The sequence below is a fragment of the Streptomyces sp. GSL17-111 genome (assembly GCF_037911585.1).
In the GTDB taxonomy this organism is placed as follows: Bacteria; Actinomycetota; Actinomycetes; order Streptomycetales; family Streptomycetaceae; genus Streptomyces.
In genome coordinates this window covers 3,456,391-3,474,034 of sequence record NZ_JBAJNS010000001.1, presented here as the reverse complement: position 1 = coordinate 3,474,034, position 17,644 = coordinate 3,456,391, and the positions used below count along the sequence as shown (strand labels likewise).

General features: G+C 74.4%; 2 protein-coding genes. Both read right to left on the bottom strand.

Annotated features, from left to right (window positions below):
* Positions 1 to 14: 14 nt before the first annotated feature.
* Positions 15 to 10,688, bottom strand: coding sequence for a type I polyketide synthase (locus tag V6D49_RS15475; RefSeq protein ID WP_340560318.1), 10,674 nt, complete (start codon positions 10,686 to 10,688; stop codon positions 15 to 17).
* Positions 10,685 to 17,125: an SDR family NAD(P)-dependent oxidoreductase gene (locus tag V6D49_RS15470; RefSeq protein ID WP_340560317.1), complete on the bottom strand. Its 6,441-nt coding sequence runs from the start codon at positions 17,123 to 17,125 to the stop codon at positions 10,685 to 10,687. Before V6D49_RS15470 ends, V6D49_RS15475 begins: the two co-directional genes overlap by 4 nt.
* Positions 17,126 to 17,644: the final 519 nt, after the last annotated feature.

The window sequence follows — 17,644 nt, the reverse complement described above, 5'->3', positions numbered from 1 at the left end:
GTCCTTATCCCTCGTCATGCCTCACCGAACTCCGCGTCGATCAGGCTGAAGACTTCGTCCACGGATTCGGCGGCCTCGATCCGCCCGCTCGTGCTCTGGCCGGTGCCCGCGAGGGCCGCGGCCAGCGTGCGCAGCCGTCCGGCGACCCGCTGCTTCTCCTCCGTCGCCGCCTCGGCCAGCAGGTTCTCGAGCTTGTTGAGTTCGGCGTCGAGGGACGGCTCCGCCTCGCCCCCGCCGAGTTCGGTCAGCAGCAGCCGGGCGACGGCCGCCGGGGTCGGGTGGTCGAAGATCAGCGTCGCGGGGAGCCGGACGCCGGTGGCCTGGGTCAGCCGGTTGCGCAGTCCCACGGCACCGAGCGAGTCGAAACCGAGGTCCTTGAAGGGCCGCTCCGCACCGATCGCGGCGCCCCCGTCATGGCCGAGGACGGCCGCCGCCTGCGTGAGGACCAGATCCAGCAGGACCTGCTCGCGCTCCGCCTCGCCGACCTCGGCGAGCCGCACCGCCAACGACCCACCCGCCGGCTCCGCCGGGCGGGTCGGCACCCTGGCCAGGCCGCGCAGCAGGGCGGGCAGCATCCCGGCCCGGGCCTGCACCCGCAGCGCGGCCGGGTCGAGCCGCACGGGCGCCAGCAGCGCCGTGTCCGCTCCGAGCGACTGGTCGAACAGCGCCAGCCCCTCGTCGTCGGAGAGCGGCACCGCGCCCATGCGCTCCAGCCTGGCCAGCTCCGCCTCGCCCAGGTCGCCCGCCATGCCGGCGGTGTTCGCCCACAGGCCCCAGGCGAGGGACGTCGCGGGCAGGCCGGACACCCGCCGCAGCTGCGCGAGCGCGTCCAACGAGGCGTTCGCCGCCGCGTAGTTCGCCTGCCCCGGACTACCGATCAACGGCGCGACGGACGAGAACAGCACGAACGCCGACAACTCCATCCCGGCCGTCAACTCGTGCAGGTACCACGCCGCGTCCAGCTTCGGCCGCATCACCCGGTCCACCTGCTCCGGCGTCAACGACTCCACCACACCGTCGTCCAACACACCGGCCGCATGCACCACACCCGACAACGGACCGTCCAACGACTCGAACAGTGCCGTCAGTCGGTGCCGGTCTGCCACGTCGCACGCCGCGACCCGGACCTCGGCGCCCCGTGCCTCCAGGTCCGCCACCAGCTCACCGACGCCGTCGGCCGCCGGACCCCGGCGGCTCACCAGCACCAGACGCTTGACGCCGTGCCGCTCCACCAGGTGCCGCGCGAACAGCGCGCCCAGCCCGCCCGTGCCACCGGTGACCAGGACCGCGCCCCCGGTGTCGACCGTGGGCGGCTCGCCGACGGCGGCCCGGCCCAGGCGCGGCGCCAGCAACCGGCCCTCGCGGACCGCGACCTGCGGCTCCTCCAGGTCGAGCAGCGCGCCCCAGTCGGGTACGCCGCCCCCGTCGTAGTCGATCAGGGTGAAGCGGTCCGGGTGCTCCGACTGGGCGCTGTGGACCAGACCCCACACGGGTGCCTGCGCAAGCTCGGGCGTCTCGTCCCGGACGGCGACCGCGCCCCGCGTCACGACCATCAGCCGCGCCTCGCGCAGCGGCTCGCTGGCCACCCAGCGCTGGACGAGCGTCAACGCGCGCAGCGCCGTCGCCCGTGCGCACGCGGCCGGATCACCGGCCCCGGCCGCCGTCTCCACGGCGGTCACGACGACGTCCGGTGCGGTCGCGCCCTCGGCGATCGCCTTCTCCAGGTCGGCCAGATCGGCGTAGCGATCGCCCGGCACGCCGAGCTCACCGAGCACCGCGACGTGCGCGGACGTCGCCGTACCGGCGGGGACGTCCACCCAGTCGATCCGGTGCAGCGACCGGCGACCGCTCCGCCGCGCGGCTTCGAGCTGCGCCTGTTCGACCGGACGGACGTCCATCCGGGACACCGCCGCGACCGGGGTGCCGTCCTCGCCGGAGATCTCCAGCCGCAGCGCGGTCTCGTCGGCCAACCCGACCCGCACCCGCAGCCGGGTGCTCCCGGAGCTCTCCAGCCGAATGCCGGACCAGGAAAACGGCAACCCGCCCTCGGAGCCGGGGCGGTAGAGCATGCCCAACCCACCGTGCAGCGCCGAGTCGAGCAGCGCCGGGTGGACGGCGAAGCCCTGCGCGGAGCCCGCGACCTCGGGCAGCACCAGTTCGGTGCACACGTCGTCCCCGACCTGCCAGGCCGACTGGACGGCCCGGAACGCGGGACCGTAGTCGAAACCGGCGTCGGTCAGGTGCGCGTGCTTGTTCACCCGCCGGTACAGCTCGTCCACGTCGATCGGTTCGGCTCCCGCAGGCGGCCACTGCACCGGCGACGCCGTCACCGGCTCGCCCTCCGCGGCCAGCCAGCCCCGGCCATGGCAGGTGGCCTCGCCCGGTCCGTCGTCGTCGACGCTCTCGGGGCGGGTGAAGACGGCGACCTCGCGGCGGCCGTCCTCCCCGGCCGCCCCGGCGGTGACCTGCACCTGCACCGTCGCGTCCTCGTCCAGCAGCAGCGGGGACTCGATCACGAGCTCGTCCACGACCGGGCAGCCGACCTCGCGCCCGGCGGTCAGCGCCATCTCGACCAGCGCCGCACCGGGGACCAGCACCATGCCGAACACGATGTGGTCACGCGTCCACGGCTGGGCGTCGATCGACAGGCGGCCGCTGAACAGCCACTCGTCGCGGTCGCCGATCCGTGCCGCCGCAGCGAGCACCGGGTGGTCGACCCGACCGAGCCCGGCAGCCGTGGCGTCCGCCGAGCGGACCCCCGGCGTGAGCCAGAACCACTCGTGCTGGAAGGCGTAGGTGGGCAGGGGGACGCGCTGGGCGCCGGTGTCGGCGTAGTACGCCGCCCAGTCGACGGCCACTCCGGCGGTGTGGGCCTCGGACAGGGAGGTGACGAAGCGGCGCATCCCGCCGTCGTCCCGGCGCAGGGAGCCGACCACACCCACGCGGTCCTCCGCGCCGTGGGCCTGGGCGGTCTGCTCGACGGCCATGGTCAGCACCGGGTGCGGGGACATCTCCAGGAAGCACCCGGTGCCGTGGTCGAGCAGGGCGCGGACGGCGGGTTCGAAGCCGACCCGGCCCCGCAGGTTGCGGTACCAGTACCCGGCGTCCATCGTCGCGGTGTCGATGAACCGCCCCTCCACCGAGGAGAAGAAGCGCACCCGACCCGACTGCGGCGTCACCGGGGCCAGCGCCTCCAGCAGCTCCGCCTCGATCGCCTCGACGTGGTCGGTGTGGGAGGCGTAGTCCACCGCCACCCGGCGGGCCCGCACCCCGTCCGCCTCACAGTCGGCCTGCAGCTCGTCCAACGCGCCCGGATCACCGGCGACCACCACCGAACCCGGACTGTTCACCGCCGCGACGGACACCCGGCCCGCATACGACGCGAGCAGTTCCTCCGCCCGCTCCACCGGCAGCGAGACCGACATCATCCCGCCGTGACCGGCCAGCCGCTCCAACACCAGACGGCTGCGCAACGCCACCACCCGCGCACCGTCCTCCAACGACAACCCACCCGCCACACAGGCAGCGGCGATCTCCCCCTGCGAATGACCCACCACCGCGGAGGGCTCCACACCGAAGGACCGCCACAACGCCGCCAGCGACACCATCACCGCCCACAGAGCGGGCTGCACCACATCCACCCGCTCAAGCGACGGCGCACCCGCAACCCCACGCAACACATCCTCAAGCGACCACTCCACAAACCCCGAAAGCGCCTCCGCACACTCCGCCAACCGCGCCGCGAACACCGGCGAAGCATCCAGCAACTCCACCGCCATACCCACCCACTGCGCCCCCTGCCCCGGGAACACAAACACCGACTTCCCCGCCAGCTGCCGTCCTTCGACCACCAGCTCCGACGGCTCACCCGCCGCCAACGAAGCCAGCCCGGCCAGCAACTCATCCCGATCAGCGGCCACCACCGCCGCACGATGCTCCAGATGCGCCCGGGACAACGCCGCCGAGAAGCCGACGTCCACCAGCGGAAGCTCCGGCCGCGTCGCCACCTGCGCACGCAACCGCTCGGCCTGGGCCCGCAGGGCCGCTTCGCCACGCGCCGACACCACGACGGGCACCACCGAGGGCGCGACCGAACCGTCCGCTGTCGAAGCCCGCTCCTCGGCGGGGGCCTCCTCCAGGATCACGTGCGCGTTGGTGCCACTGACACCGAACGACGACACCGCCGCCCGACGCGGACGACCCGACGCGGGCCACTCCCGCGCCTCCGCCAACAGCTCCACCGCACCCGACTCCCAGTCCACATGCGGAGACGGCGCATCGACGTGCAACGTCCGCGGCAGCACCCCGTGGCGCATGGCCTGCACCATCTTGATGACGCCCGCCACACCGGCGGCCGCCGACGTGTGGCCGATGTTGGACTTGATCGAACCCAACCGCAGCGGCTCACCGTTGCGGTCCCGGCCGTAGGTCGCCAACAGCGCCTGCGCCTCGATCGGGTCACCCAGCTTCGTCCCCGTGCCGTGACCCTCCACCACGTCCACATCGGAGGTGCCCAGACCCGCGTTCGCCAACGCCTGCCGAATCACCCGCTCCTGCGACGGACCGTTCGGCGCCGTCAGACCGTTGCTCGCACCGTCCTGATTCACCGCACTGCCCCGCAGCACCGCCAACACCCGGTGCCCCTTGCGCCGCGCCTCCGACAACCGCTCCAACACGACCAGACCGACGCCCTCCGCGAACCCCGTGCCGTCCGCCGAGGCCGAGTACGCCCGGCACCGTCCGTCCGGCGACAGCGCCCGCTGGCGGCTGAACTCGGTGAGCAGGTAGGGGCCGGCCATCAGCGTCACCCCGCCGGCCAGGGCCATGGAGCACTCGCCGGAGCGGACGGCCTGGGCGGCCAGGTGCAGCGCGACCGCCGACGAGGAGCACGCCGTGTCCACCGAGGTGGACGGCCCCTCCAGCCCGAGGGTGTAGGAGATCCGGCCGGACAGGACGCTGGTCGTGGTGCCCGTCAGTCGGTAGCCCTCCAGCTCCGAGGACGTCATGCCGGCGTAGTCGGTCGTCACGGCGCCGCAGTACACGCCGGTGTCGCTGCCGCGCAGGGACGTCGGGTCGATGCCCGCGTCCTCGAACGCCTCCCAGGCCGACTCGAGGATCAGCCGCTGCTGCGGGTCCATGGCGAGGGCCTCGCGCGGGCTGATGCCGAAGAACGCGGCGTCGAAGTCGCCCGGGCGGCGCAGGAATCCGCCGCCTCGGGTGTAGACCGTGCCCTCGTGGTCCGGGTCGGGGTCGTAGAGCCGTTCGACGTCCCAGCCCCGGTCGGTGGGCAGCCCGCTGATGGCGTCGCGCCCCGAGGCCACCAGCTCCCACAGCTCCTCGGGCGAGGTCACGCCGCCGGGGTAGCGGCAGCTCATGCCCACGATCGCCAGCGGCTCGTCGGCCGGTGCCGTGTGCCGGGGCCCCGCCACGGGCCGCGCCTCGGCGGCGGCCGGGGCGACCTCGGTGAGCAGCAGTCGGACGACGGCCGCCGGGGTCGGGTGGTCGAAGATCAGCGTCGCGGGGAGCCGCACTCCGCCGCTCTGGGTGAGCCGGTTGCGCAGTTCCACCGCGCCGAGGGAGTCGAAGCCGAGATCCTTGAACGACCGCTCCGGGTCGATGGCGGTCGCCGAAGCGTGACCGAGTACCGCCGCGACGTGGTGCAGCACGAAGTCCCCGGCCACCCGCTCGCGGTCGGTCTCGGGGACCGTGGCCAGGCGCTGGGCCAGCGATCCGGAGTCGCCCCGCCGGGCCGGCATGCGGACGAGGCCGCGCAGCAGGGCGGGCAGCGTCCCGGCGCGGGCCTGGTCGCGTAGCGCGGCCGGGTCCAGCCGCACCGGGGCCAGCAACGCCGCGTCGGCGCGCAGAGCCTGGTCGAAGAGTGCGAGCCCCAGGTCGTCGGAGAGCGCGCCGACCCCGGTGCGTTCCAGCCGCGCGCGGTCGGTCTCGTCCAGCGAGCCCGCCATGCCGCGCTGTTCGGCCCACAGGCCCCAGGCCAGGGACGTCGCGGGCAGGCCGGACGCCCGCCGCAGCTGCGCGAGCGCGTCCAACGAGGCGTTCGCGGCCGCGTAGTTCGCCTGCCCCGGACTACCGAGCAGCGCCGCGACCGACGAGAACAGCACGAACGCCGACAACTCCGTCCCGGCCGTCAACTCGTGCAGATGCCACGCCGCGTCCAGCTTCGGCCGCATCACCCGGTCCACCTGCTCCGGCGTCAACGACTCCACCACACCGTCGTCCAACACACCGGCCGCATGCACCACACCCGACAACGGACCGTCCAACGAGCCCAGTAGGGCCGCGAGCTGGTCCCGGTCGGCCACGTCGCAGGCCGCGACGCGGGTGTGGGCGCCGTGTGCCTCCAGCTCGGCGACCAGGTCGTCGACGCCCTCGGCCGCGGGTCCCCGGCGGCTCACCAGGAGCAGGTCCCGGGCCCCGTGGCGTTCTGCCAGGTGGCGCGCGATGAGCGCGCCCAGCCCGCCGGTGCCTCCGGTGATCAGAACGGTCCCGTCGAGCTCCGCGCCCGCGCTGTCGGCAGGGGTGACCCGGGTCAGCCGGGGTGCGAGCATCCGACCCGCACGCACGGCGAGTTGGGGCTCCTCCGCGTCGAGGACGGCGCGCCAGTCCGGGTGGTCCCCGGCGGTCTCGACGTCGACCAGGACGAACCGGCCCGGGTGTTCGGACTGCGCGCTGCGCAGCAGGCCCCACAGCGCGGCCTGGGCGACGTCGGGCGTCTCGGCGTCGTCGGGGGCGACGGCGCCCTCGGTGGCGAGCACCAGGCGCGTCGCACTCAGCCGCTCGTCGGTGATCCAGCGCCGCACCAGGGCGAGGGCGTTCGGCACGAGGCCGCGCGCCGCCTCGGCCGGGTCCATCGCCGGGCGCTCACCCCGCCCGAGGGCGGCGACGGGCACCACGACGGCGTCGGGGAGGCCGGTGTCGTCGGCCGACGCCTGTTCCAGAACGGCGTCCAGGTCGGCGTCCAGCTCGGTGGGTCCGTGCGTCCCGAGGACCGCGATCTCCGCCGCCGCGCCGGTGGCCCCGGCGGGGACCGGCTCGGCGGCGACCGGCGTCCAGGTCAGCCCGTGGAGCGCGTGGTGGGCGCCGCGCTGGGCGCCGTCGAGCCGGGCCTGCTCGACCGGGCGGACCACGAGGGAGCCGATCGTGACGACCGGCGCGCCGGACTCGTCGACGGCGTCCAGGTGGAGCGCGCTGTCGCCCGCGGCGACCGAGCGGACGCGCAGGCGGGTGGCGCCCGGGCGGTCGAGCCGGACGCCGGTCCAGCTGAACGGCATGCGGTGCTCGCCGCTCTCGCCGCCGGTCACCAGGCCGACGCCGCTCTGCAGGGCGGCGTCGAACAGCGCCGGGTGGATGCCGAACCCGGCGGCCTCGGTGCCGTCGGGCAGTTCGACCTCGGCGTAGGAGGTGTCGCCGTCCCGCCACGCGGCCCGCACGCCCTGGAAGGCGGGGCCGTAGTCGTAGCCGATGGCGGCCAGGTCGCCGTACAGCGCGTCGACGGCGACGGGTTCCGCGCCCGCGGGCGGCCACTGCGCCGGGAAGTCACCCACCGGGGCCGTCTCCGGGGCGAGCACGCCGCGTGCGTGGCAGACCGCGTCACCGCCGGATTCGGGGCGGGTGTGGACGGCGACGTCCCGACGACCGTCGTCGGTCGGCTGCCCCACCGTGACCTGGACCTGGAGGGCGAGCCCCTCCGCCAGGATCAGGGGCGCCTCCAGCACGAGCTCGTCCAGCGTCGGGGCCCCCGTCTGTCGTCCGGCGGCGAGGGCGAGTTCGACGAGCCCGGTGCCGGGCACGACCATCGTGCCGAGGAGCAGGTGCTCGGCGGCCCACGGCTGGGTCTCGGTGGACAGCCGACCGGTGAACAGCCACTCGTCGCGGTCGCCGATCCGCACCGCGCCGGCCAGGATCGGGTGCGTGACGGCGCTGAGCCCGGCGGCGGTCACGTCCGTGGGGCCGGTGCCGGGGTTCATCCAGTAGCGCTCGCGCTGGAACGCGTAGGTCGGCAGGTCCACCGTCCGGGCGCCGCTGTTCCGGTAGAACTCCGCCCAGTCCACGGCGGCACCGGCGGCGTGGGCCCGGCCGAGGAAGCCGGCGAAGGTCGCCGCCTCGGGGTGCCGGGCGCGCAGGGCGGGGAGGAGCACAGCGGCGGCGCCCTGGTCGGGCCGCGCGTCGAGGCACTGGCGCGCCATGGCGGTCAGGACCGCGTCCGGCCCCAACTCCAGGAAGCGGCGGACGCCCAGGTCCCACAGCGTCGCGATGCCGTCGGCGAACCGGACGGCCTGCCGGACGTGCCGCACCCAGTACGCCGCGTCGAACGCGGAGACGGGCTCACCGGTCACGTTGGACACGATCGGGATGGTCGGCGCGTGGAACTCCAACCCCCGGGCGACCGCTTCGAACTCGGCCAGCATCGGTTCCATGCGGGGCGAGTGGAAGGCGTGCGACACCCGGAGCCGGGAGGTCTTGCGTCCCTCCCAGCCCGGCAGCCACTCCTCGACGGCGTCGGCGTCGCCGGAGACGACCACGGCGCGCGGGCCGTTGACGGCGGCGATCTCCAGCCGGCCCTCGAAGCCGGTCAGGGACGCGGCGACCTCGGCCGCGTCGGCCTGGACGGCCACCATCGCGCCGCCCGCCGGGAGCGCGCCCATCAGCCGGCCGCGCGCGGCCACGAGCGTGCAGGCGTCGCGCAGCGACAGCACGCCGGCCACGTGGGCCGCCGCCAGTTCGCCCACCGAATGCCCGATGAGGTGGTCGGGCCGCGGGCCCAGCGACTCGACCAGCCGGAACAGCGCCACCTCGACCGCGAACAGGGCGGCCTGGGTGTACTCCGTGGCGTCCAGGCTGCCGTCCTCGGTGGCCAGCAGTTCCCGCACCGGGCGGCCCAGCAGCGGGTCCAACTCGGCGCAGACCTCGTCCAACGCCTCGGCGAACCGGGGGAACTCCTCGGCCAGTTCCAGACCCATCCGGGCGCGCTGCGAGCCCTGTCCGGTGAACAGGAACGCCGTCCTGCCGCCGACGGCCCGGCCCCCGGGCTCCTCTGCGGCGACGGCCGCCAGACCGGCGAACAGCTCGTCCCGGTTCGAGGCGACGACGACCGCCCGGTCGTCCAGCAGCGCCCTCGTCGTCGCCGTGGCGTGGCCGACGTCGGCCGGGGTCAGCTCGGGACGGTCGGCCAGGTGTGCGCGCAGCCGCTCCGCCTGCGCGCGCAGGGCCGCCGTGCCGCGGCCGGACAGCAGCACCGGGACGGCCGCCGGGGGCCGGACGTCCTCGCCGGGCGCCGCCGCCTCGGCGGGCACCTCCTCCAGGATCACGTGCGCGTTGGTGCCGCTGATGCCGAACGACGACACACCGGCCCGCCGGGGACGGCCCGAGGGCGTGGCCCAGGGGCGCCGGTCGGTCAGCAGCTCGACGCGGCCCGCGTTCCAGTCGACGTGCGGGGACGGCTCGTCCACGTGCAGGGTCGACGGCAGCACGCCGTGGCGCATGGCCTGCACCATCTTGATCACACCGGCGACGCCGGCGGCGGCCGAGGTGTGTCCGATGTTCGACTTGATCGACCCGAGGAACAGCGGATCGTCGGTCCGCTCGCCGCCGTAGGTCGCGAGCAGCGCCCGGGCCTCGATCGGGTCGCCCAGGGTCGTCCCCGTGCCGTGGCCCTCGACGGCGTCGACCTCGGCCGCGCTCAGGCCCGCGTTGGCCAGGGCCGCCCGGATCACCCGCTCCTGCGAGGGCCCGTTCGGCGCCGTCAGACCGTTGCTGGCGCCGTCCTGGTTGACGGCGCTGCCCCGCACGACCGCGAGGACCCGGTGCCCGTTGCGGCGGGCGTCGGAGAGCCGTTCGACGACGAGCAGGCCGATGCCGTCGGCGAAGCCGGTGCCGTCGGCGGAGGCCGCGTAGGCCTTGCACCGGCCGTCGGGGGCCAGGCCGCGCTGGCGGCTGAACTCGAGGAACAGGAACGGGCCGGCGATCACCGTGACCCCGCCGACGAGCGCCATCGAGCACTCCCCCGCCCGCAGCGCCTGCGCGGCCAGGTGGATCGAGACGAGCGAGGAGGAGCAGGCCGTGTCCACGGTGACGGCCGGGCCCTCAAGACCCAGGTTGTAGGCGATCCGTCCGGAGATCACGCTGCTCTGGGTGCCGCTCAGCCGGAAGCCCTCCAGCTCGGGCCGTCCCGCGCCGCCGTAGTCCGAGGTGACCGCGCCGCAGAAGACACCGGTGTCGGTGCCGCGCAGGGACGTCGGGTCGATCCCGGCGTTCTCGAACGCCTCCCAGGCCCCTTCCAGCGCCAGCCGCTGCATCGGGTCGATCGCCAGCGCCTCGCGCGGGCTGATCCCGAAGAAGTCGGCGTCGAAGTCGCCGACGCCGTCGACGAAACCGCCGGCCCGGGTGGACACCGTGCCCGGCTGCTCGGCGTCGCCGCCGTGCAGCCGCCCCAGGTCCCAGCCGCGGTCGGTGGGGAAGGCCGTCATCGCGTCCGTCCCGGACTCGACCAGCTTCCACAGCTCGTCCGGCGACGTCACCCCGCCCGGGTACCGGCAGCTCATGCCGACGATGGCCAGCGGCTCGGTGTCGCGGTCCTCCAGCTCCCGCACCCGGCGGTTGGCCGTCCGCAGCTCGGTGGTGACCTTCTTGAGGTAGGTGCGCAGCTTCTGCTCGTCCGTGTGGGCGTTCATGCCGACCCGAGCTCCTTGTCGATCAGATCAAACATCTCGTCGTCGGACACCACGTCCAGGCCGTCGTCCGCTTCCGCCGCTTCCTCGCCGGTCCCGCCGTCGACGCGGCTGAGCACGGCACGCATGCGGTTGCTCAGGTAGCGCAGCCGCGGCTCGATCTCGGCCAGCCCGCTCTCGTCCTCGGCGACCCGGATGAGGAGTTCCTCCAGCCCTCGGAGCTGCTCGTCGAACGGCGAGCGCTGCTCCTGCGCCGCCGCCCCGCCGGCGTCCCCGCCGACCTCCTTGAGGAGCAACCGCGCGACCTGCGTCGAGGTCGGGTGGTCGAAGACGAGCGTGGCGGGCAGCCGCAGGCCGGTGCTCCGGCTCAGGCGGTTGCGCAGTTCCACCGCCGCCAGGGAGTCGAAGCCCAGCTCCTTGAACGGCCGGTCGGGGTCGACCTCGGCTCCGGAGGCGTTGCCCCGCACGGCCGCGACCTGCGTCTGCACCAGCTCCAGGACGACGTCCTCGCGGTCCAGCTCGGCGACGCCCGCGAGCCGTTCGGCCAGCGACCCGCCCACGGCACCGGACCGCCGGGCCGGGGTGCGGGCCAGGCCGCGCAGCAGGGCCGGCAGCATGCCGTCGCGGGCCTGCGTCCGCAGCGCGACGGGGTCCAGCTGCACCGGCACCAGCAGGGCCGAGTCCGAGCCGAGGCTCTCGTCGAACAGCTCCAGGCCGAGTTCGGCGGAGAGCGCGCCGACGCCGGTCCGCCGCATCCGGGCGAGGTCCGCCTCGTCCAACTCGCCGGTCATGCCCGTGGAGTCGGCCCACAGACCCCAGGCCAGCGCCGTGCCGGGCAGCCCGGCCGCTCGGCGCAGGTGGGCGAGCGCGTCCACGGCGGCGTTCGCGGCCGCGTAGTTCGCCTGCCCCGGATTGCCGAGCTGGGCGGCGGCCGAGGAGAACAGCACGAACGCGGACAGGTCCATCCCGGCCGTCAGCTCGTGCAGGTTCCACGCCGCGTCGAGCTTCGGGCGCATCACCCGGTCGACCTGTTCCGGCGTCAGGGACTCGATGACGGCGTCGTCGAGGAGGCCGGCGGAGTGCAGGACGGCGGTCAGCGGCCGGTCCAGCGAACCGAGCAGCTCGGCCACCTGCTCCCGGACCGCGACGTCGCAGGCCGCGACCCGGACGTCGGCACCACGGCCCTCCAGGTCGGCCACCAGCTCGGCCACCCCTGCGGCGGCGGGCCCACGGCGGCTGACCAGCAGCAGCCGCCGCGCCCCGTGCCGCTCGACCAGGTGCCGCGCGAAGAGCGCGCCCAGGCCGCCGGTACCGCCGGTGATCAGTACGGTGCCCTCCGGGTCCAGCGGTGCCGGAACGGTCAGCACGACCTTGCCGACGTTGCGGCCCTCGCGCAGGAAGCGGAACGCCTCGCGGCCACGCCGCACGTCCCAGGCCCGGATCGGGGACGGCGTCAGGACACCCTGCTCGAAGAGCGCGGAGATCTCCGTCAGCATCTCCTGGATGCGCTCGGGGCCGGCCTCCATGAGGTCGTAGGAGCGGTACCGGACTCCGGGGTGGGACTCCGCGACGGCCTCCGGGTCCCGGATGTCGGTCTTGCCCATCTCGATGAACCGGCCGCCTCGCGGGAGCAACTCCAGGGAGGCGTCGACGAACTCACCGGCGAGCGCGTCCAGGACGACGTCCATCCCGGCGCCGTCGGTCGCGCCCAGGAACGTCTGCCGGAACTCCAGGTCGCGTGAGGACGCGATGCGTTCGGCGGCGACGCCCAGGGCACGCACCGCCTCCCACTTGGCCGGGCTCGCGGTGGCGAACACCTCGGCGCCGAAGTGCCGCGCCAGCTGCACGGCGGCCATGCCGACGCCACCGGCGGCGGCGTGCACCAGCAGCCGCTCCCCGGAGCGCAGACCCGCGAGGTCGACCAGCCCGTAGTAGGCGGTCAGGTACACCACCGGCACGGCGGCGGCCTCGGTGAAGCCGAGGCAGTCCGGCATCGGCACCAGCGTGCGGCGGTCGGCCACGGCCACCGGGCCGAACGCGTCGGTGACCAGGCCGAAGACCCGGTCCCCCGGCCGCAGGTCCGTCACTCCGGAGCCCACGTCGAGCACGACGCCCGCCGCCTCGCTGCCCAGCGGCGCGTCTCCGGGGTACATGCCGAGTGCGATCAGCACGTCGCGGAAGTTCAGACCCGCGGCCCGCACCCCGATCCGGACCTCGCCGACGCCCAGCGGACGGTCGCCCTCGGAGGGCATGACCGCCAGGTCCTCCAGCGAGCCCTTCCGGACGGTGCCGAGCCGCCACGCCCCGTCGGGTGTGCCGCCGGGGACCCGCGCCAGCCGGGGCGCCAGCGTCCGGCCGTCCCGCACCGCGAGCTGCGGCTCGTCCAGGGCCAGCAGCCCGCCCCAGTCGGGCTCGTCGCCCTCGTCCAGGTCCACCAGCAGGATCCGGCCGGGGTGTTCGGACTGCGCACTGCGCACCAGGCCCCACACCGGGGACGTCGCCACATCCGGCGACTCGTCCCCGGCGGCGACCGCGCCCCGGGTCACGACGGCCAGCCGGGGCTCGCCGGGCCACTCCAGGGCCAGCCACCGCTGCACCAGCGTCAGCGCGTCGGCCGCCACGGCGCGGGCCGCCTCGTCCGGACGGCCGGGCGAGGCGTCGACCTCGGCGAGCACCAGGTCCGGCGCCTCGGCGCCCTCGGAGAGCGCCTGGTGCAGCGCGTCCAGGTCCGCGTGTTCGGCGCCGAGCCGCAGCACCCGTGTGGGGACCGAGGGGGTGGCGGCGAGCTCCGTCCAGTCCACCTGGAACAGCGAGTTCTTCGTGCCCCGGGCGCCGTCGAGCTGCGCCGGGTCGAGGGGGCGGAGGCCGAGCGCGCCGACGGCGGCGACCGGCGTCCCGTCCTCGCCCACGACGTCGACCCGCAGGGCGGAGCCGTCGGCGGGCGCGATCCGTACCCGCGCCCGGCCTGCTCCGGCGCGGCCGAGCCGCACCCCGGACCAGGAGAACGGCAGCTCCACCGAGGAGCCGGGCGTCTTGGACAGCAACGCGCCGTGCAGCGCCGCGTCGAACAGGGCCGGGTGCACGGCGTGGCCCCCGGTCCCGGCGTCCTCGGGCAGCGCGACCTCGGTGTAGACCGTGTCGCCGACCCGCCACGCGGCCCGGACGCCCTGGAAGAGGGGACCGTAGTCGAGGCCGATGTCCGCCATGCGCTCGTAGAACGCGCCCACGGCCACCGACTCCGCGCCCGGGGGCGGCCACTGCGCCGGGAAGGGCTCGGCGGGCGCCGCCTCGGCGGCCAGTCGGCCGCGACCGTGGCAGACCGCCTCCCGCTCCTCGTCCTCGCCGCCCTCGGGGCGGCTGTAGATCGCCACTTCCCGGTGACCGTCGGCGTCGACCGGGCCGACGATCACCTGGACCTGTGCGCCGTCGGCGTCGGCGAGCACGAGCGGGGCTTCCAGCACCAGCTCGTCGAGCACCGCGCAGCCCAGGTCGCGTCCCGCCGCCAGGGCCAGGTCGACGAGTGCGGTCCCCGGCACGAGGACGGTGCCCAGCACCGCGTGGTCGCGGGTCCAGGGCTGGCCCTCCTGGGAGATGCGCCCGGTGTAGACCCACTCGTCGCGGTCGCCGACCGGCACGGCCGCGACCAGCACCGGGTGCTCCACCCGGCGCTGCCCGGCGGCCGACGCGTCACCGGCCCGGTTGCCGCTCGGGGACAGCCAGAACCGCTCCCGCTGAAACGCGTACGTGGGAAGCGCGACCCGCCGTCCGGCGGCGTGGAGCGGCCCCCAGTCGACGGCCACTCCGGCCGTGTGCGCCTCGGACAGGGAGGTCGCGAACCGCCGCAGGCCGCCGTCGTCACGCCGCAGGGACCCCACCGTGGCCGCCCGACCCTCGACCGTCTCCTCGACGGCCATGGTCAGCACCGGGTGCGGGGACATCTCCAGGAAGCACCCGGCACCATGGTCCAGCAACGCCCGGACGGCGGGCTCGAAGCCCACCCGGCCCCGCAGGTTCCGGTACCAGTACCCGGCGTCCATCGTCGCGGTGTCGATGAACCGCCCCTCCACCGAGGAGAAGAAGCGCACCCGACCCGACTGCGGCGTCACCGGGGCCAGCGCCTCCAGCAACTCCGCCTCGATCGCCTCCACGTGGTCGGTGTGCGAGGCGTAGTCCACCGCCACCCGGCGGGCCCGCACCCCGTCCGCCTCACAGACGGCCTGCAGCTCGTCCAACGCGCCCGGATCACCCGCGACCACCACCGAACCCGGACTGTTCACCGCCGCGACCGACACCCGGCCCGCATACGACGCGAGCAACTCCTCCGCCCGCTCCACCGGCAGCGAGACCGACATCATCCCGCCGTGACCGGCCAGCCGCTCCAACACCAGACGGCTGCGCAACGCCACCACCCGCGCACCGTCCTCCAACGACAACCCACCCGCCACACACGCAGCAGCGATCTCACCCTGCGAATGACCCACCACAGTGGAAGGCTCCACACCGAAGGACCGCCACAACGCCGCCAACGACACCATCACCGCCCACAACGCAGGCTGCACCACATCCACCCGCTCAAGCGACGGCGCACCCGCAACCCCACGCAACACATCCTCAAGCGACCACTCCACAAACCCCGAAAGCGCCTCCGCACACTCCGCCAACCGCGCCGCGAACACCGGCGAAGCATCCAGCAACTCCACCGCCATACCCACCCACTGCGCCCCCTGACCCGGGAACACAAACACCGACTTGCCACCCACAGCACGGCCCTCGACGACGGACTCCGACGGCTCACCCGCCGAGAGCGCCCCCAGACCGGAGAGCAGGGCACCGCGGTCGGTGGCGACCACGACGGCACGGTGCTCCAGATGCGCCCGCGTCGTGGCGGCCGAGAACGCCGTGTCCGCGACCGACACCTCCGGCCGCGCGATCAACAGCGCCCGCACCCGGTCGGCCTGCTCCCGCAACGCCGCCTCACTCCGCGCCGAGATCGGCACCGGCACCACCGGTGACGTGACCTCGGGGGTCTCGGTCGGCGCCGCCTCCTCGGCGGGCGCCTCCTCCACGATGACGTGCGCGTTGGTACCGCTGATACCGAACGAGGACACGCCCGCCCGACGCGGACGCGCGGGCGCCGGCCAGTCGTGTGCCTCGTTCGGCAGCCTGATGGCCCCGGGGGACCAGTTCACGTGGGGCGACGGCTCGTCGGCGTGCAGCGTGGGAGGCACCACGCCGTTCCGCATGGCCATCACCATCTTGATGACGCCGGCGGCTCCCGCGGCCGCTTGGGTGTGCCCGATGTTGGACTTCACCGAGCCGAGCCACAGCGGGCCCTCGGTGCGCTCGCGGCCGTAGGTGGCCAGCAGGGCCTCGGCCTCGATCGGGTCACCGAGCCGCGTGCCGGTGCCATGGCCCTCGACCGCGTCGATGTCGGACGGGCGCAGCCCCGCGTTGGCCAGGGCCGCCCGGATCACCCGCTCCTGCGAGGGCCCGTTCGGCGCCGTCAGACCGTTGCTCGCGCCGTCCTGGTTCACGGCGGCGCCCCGCACCAGGCCCAGGATCCGGTGGCCGTTGCGGCGTGCGTCCGACAACCGCTCCAGCAGGAGCAGGCCCGATCCCTCGCCCCAGCCCACGCCGTCGGCGGTGGCGCCGTACGCCTTGCACCGGCCGTCCGCCGAGATGGCGCGCTGGCGGCTGAACTCGACGAAGATGCTGGGCTGGGACAGCACCGTGACGCCGCCGGCGACGGCGAGGGAGCACTCCCGCGACCGGAGGGACGCGCACGCCTGGGCGATGGCGACCAGTGAGGCCGAGCACGCCGTGTCGACGGTGACGGCGGGGCCCTCGAAGCCGAACGTGTAGCTGATGCGGCCGGAGGCGACGCTGGCCGCGGAGGAGATCATGAGGTATCCCTCGATCTCCTCGCGCCGGTCGCTCATTCCGGCGATGACCTGGTAGTCGGAGTACATCGTGCCGATGAAGACGCCGGTGTCGCTGCCGCGCAGCGTCGTCGGGTCGATGCCGGCGTCCTCGAAGGCCTCCCAGGTGCCCTCCAGCAGGACCCGCTGCTGCGGGTCCGTGGCCACGGCCTCCCGGGGCGTGACACCGAAGAAGTCGGCGTCGAAGTCGGCGACCTGGGGGGCGAAGCCACCCTCACGGGTGTAGGCGGTGCCGGGGTGGTCCGGGTCGGGGTCGTAGAGGTGGTCCAGGTCCCAGCCCCGGTCGGTCGGGAACTCCGAGATCGCGTCGCGGCCGGACGCCACCAGGTCCCACAGCTCCTCCGGTGACGTCACCCCGCCGGGGAAACGGCAGCTCATGCCCACGATCGCGAGGGGCTCACTGGCCCGGTCCACCAGTTCCTGGTTCTGGCGACGGAGGCGTTCCGTCTCCTTGACCGACTTCCGGAGCGCTCCAACGAGGTCGTTCTTGTCGGTGGCCACAGTTACGCCCTCCCGCCCGGACGCGGTGAGGCGACCAGGATTTCGACTGCTTTCATGCCACGTACTCTCCGTCTCGGGCCGCCGGATCGCGGTCGGCCATCAACTGGCCGCAGGCCACGTGACCCGCCGGGCCGAGAAGAATTCCGGTAGCGGTCGGTTCGGGAGATCCCGAACCCACGCGCCGTCGCCGCACGGAAACGCTTCGACCCGCTGCCATCCGCCAGGTGAATCGCCGCCTGGACGTCGGCGATTCACCTGGGGGATGGCGCCTTCAGCCATCCATGCGCGCGACGAGCTCGTCCCTCAAGCCGCGTCCGAGGCTCAGCGTGCCAAAGGCCGGGACGGCACAACGAACCGATAGCAGGGAGCTGCCACGGCCGGAGCGCCCTATCACGGAGCATCAGCGAGCGGGTGCGGTGCGTCACCGGTTGCGCACTTCTCGCGCATCAAACTGCCACGTCGGGGGTGGCGGGACGGCACCTCGTACAGGGACCCGGCCCCCTCGGGAAGGCTTTCGCG